Raw genomic sequence first — 1990 nt, 5'->3', positions numbered from 1 at the left:
CCAGTGAGCTTCTCCGTGGATGCGAAGCATGGCCCAGTGCCACGCGTGCACTCTGCCCGCTCCACTTCGCTTGTCATTTTGTCTCCACTCGATTCAAAGCCGATTTCAGTGCAGTCCAGTGCCAAACCGAGTTGTCTATTCTCACTGCACATCCCGGGTTTTTAAGTAGTCGAATACTCGTAGTAACTCCTTCTTTCTGCAAGATCGCCTTGGCGTCGCTAAGCAAGCGCTTCTCACCTGTGAGCCAACAATTGAACTCGGAGGATACAAGTTGCATTGCTCTCTGGAGTGAGCACTCCAGTTTTTGTCGCAAGCGAATCACGCCCGCCTTGTCGCTTTTGTCGAAGTCCGGACCTAGCACGTAGTGATTGCTACCAGCCGTTGCAGCATCACATTTATCTTGAAGGTACTCATCAACACTCTGACCACTACCGACGGTTTCAATTTCACCCGATGCAGTACTGACAAGATGAGCATTTACGCCAACATAGCATCGCCCGTGAATACCTCGCAGGACAAAATCTTCGCTGTTTGCACGAATGATCCAGTAGTCACCACACTCAGAAAGCGCGCAGAATTGAATAACAAAACGATCTCTTCCTTCGCGAGAAGCTTCGCAGCAACGAAGGACTAAAGCTTTGGCTTGCTCTGCTTCGATCATTAGGTCGCCTAACGCCTGAGTGAAGCCGCCTTGCGAAGCGGCATCGGCTTGAACGAACGGTTAGGCGGTAGTGAAGCATGGTCCGTGCTCCCGAGTATTGCCGCCGAGAGCCGAGCATGCCACAGATGCCGGTTTGGTGCTTGCCAGAGGTGGTGACCGATGGATGTGTGACCTGGGCCGAAGACGATGAGCGAGGTAGGGCAACGAAGCCGGAAGACGAAGCTGATGACTATTCGATGGCGCAAAGCGAGAGGACTCCCCCAGAGGTAGAATTGCTGTCAGAGCCGACTTTCAAAGATATCGAACAAAAAAGTGCACTCTGACCCGTGTTTTTTCTACGCGCAGCCGTGCGCCCCTGCCGTCGCCACCTTCGGCAGCGCTTATCGCACATTGCTTGAGCGACGAACTGCTAGCCGACATCCGCATTCGCATCCAACAACAACTGGCTCTCGGCCATCATGCGTTTCGTGGCATGTCGAGGCCAAGACCCGCCGGTTCGCGGGTGTCAGGCTAGCCCATCGGCTACCCAAACCCACACGATCAACGAATAATTCAATCTACCTCCGCTATCCCTCGTTGTAAGAAACCTAACGATGGAGCTAAGCGACATGCGACAGTGAGTGCACCTTGAACGGGATATTAGGTATACACGACTTTTGAAGAAAGAAGGGGGTACATATCGGACATGTCCTCGAGGCACTTGCACATCAGTTGCGCATCCGTGGGCATGCGCAATGAAAACTGCTGCCAGCCATCTAGAACTAGTTGCTCAGGCATTTCTACCAGACCGGTGATGGCGTCCCAAAATGCATTCCAATTGTGGCCATACCAGCTAGGGAAGCCGAGCGACTCCATGAGAAGGGCATGCAGATCCTTCGCGGACGTTACGTTTCCAAGCTCAATTCGAATCACAGGGATGCGTGCCATGAGATTTGCTGGGTATCTAGATTAAGCCGCGCCGCGAAGTGGCGTCGGTTTGAATGAGTTGTTAAGCGCCGGAGTCATGCTGCAGCTTTGAAAATGAGATCTTGGAAGTCTTGCAGACGATGTGCACCGCCGTAGGCGTTACCAGCTTTGTACATAGCCAGTGACTCTTCTGGCCCCCTGCTAAGCCGGCCACCATTGTCCGCATATGGAGAATCTTGAAGGACAAGCGCTACGCCACTGAGTATAACTTGGGTCAGAGCGAACTTTAAGATCGTCGCGCATCCAGAGTGTACTTTGACCCCTGTTTTCACAGATGCCAATGGCTTGGGGCCGGAGGCTGGTTGCTTGTCGTTCTTGGTTCGGGCGATGGTCAGGGTTTAGAGCGGCTCACAAAACCCTTCT

3 protein-coding genes are annotated in these 1990 nt (G+C 53.0%); 1 reads left to right on the top strand and 2 read right to left on the bottom strand.

Going from position 1 to position 1990, the window contains the following annotated elements:
• Nucleotides 1-73: 73 nt before the first annotated feature.
• The gene (locus D183_RS27130; RefSeq protein ID WP_157835120.1) at nucleotides 74-661 is read right to left on the bottom strand and encodes a hypothetical protein; all 588 of its coding nucleotides are present in this window, start codon (nucleotides 659-661) and stop codon (nucleotides 74-76) included.
• Between the two features lie 116 nt (nucleotides 662-777).
• On the opposite strand from D183_RS27130, the gene D183_RS27675 reads away from it, so the two are divergent.
• The gene (locus tag D183_RS27675) at nucleotides 778-984 is read left to right on the top strand and encodes a hypothetical protein (RefSeq protein ID WP_198527615.1); all 207 of its coding nucleotides are present in this window, start codon (nucleotides 778-780) and stop codon (nucleotides 982-984) included.
• A 316-nt stretch (nucleotides 985-1300) separates the two neighbouring features.
• Here the strand turns inward: D183_RS27675 and D183_RS0100070 are convergent, their stop codons facing one another.
• Nucleotides 1301-1588, bottom strand: coding sequence for a barstar family protein (locus D183_RS0100070; RefSeq protein ID WP_026144045.1), 288 nt, complete (start codon nucleotides 1586-1588; stop codon nucleotides 1301-1303).
• Nucleotides 1589-1990: the final 402 nt, after the last annotated feature.

This window comes from Xanthomonas sp. SHU 199, from assembly GCF_000364665.1.
In the GTDB taxonomy this organism is placed as follows: domain Bacteria; phylum Pseudomonadota; class Gammaproteobacteria; order Xanthomonadales; family Xanthomonadaceae; genus Xanthomonas_A; species Xanthomonas_A sontii.
This window is presented reverse-complemented; position numbering and strand designations above follow the sequence as displayed.

What these genes read in the sequence shown, in the direction of transcription:
- D183_RS27130 (WP_157835120.1), bottom strand. Translation starts at nt 661, where the DNA reads ATGATCGAAGCAGAGCAAGCCAAAGCTTTAGTCCTTCGTTGCTGCGAA.
- D183_RS27675 (WP_198527615.1), top strand. Translation starts at nt 778, where the DNA reads ATGCCACAGATGCCGGTTTGGTGCTTGCCAGAGGTGGTGACCGATGGA.
- D183_RS0100070 (WP_026144045.1), bottom strand. Translation starts at nt 1,588, where the DNA reads ATGGCACGCATCCCTGTGATTCGAATTGAGCTTGGAAACGTAACGTCC.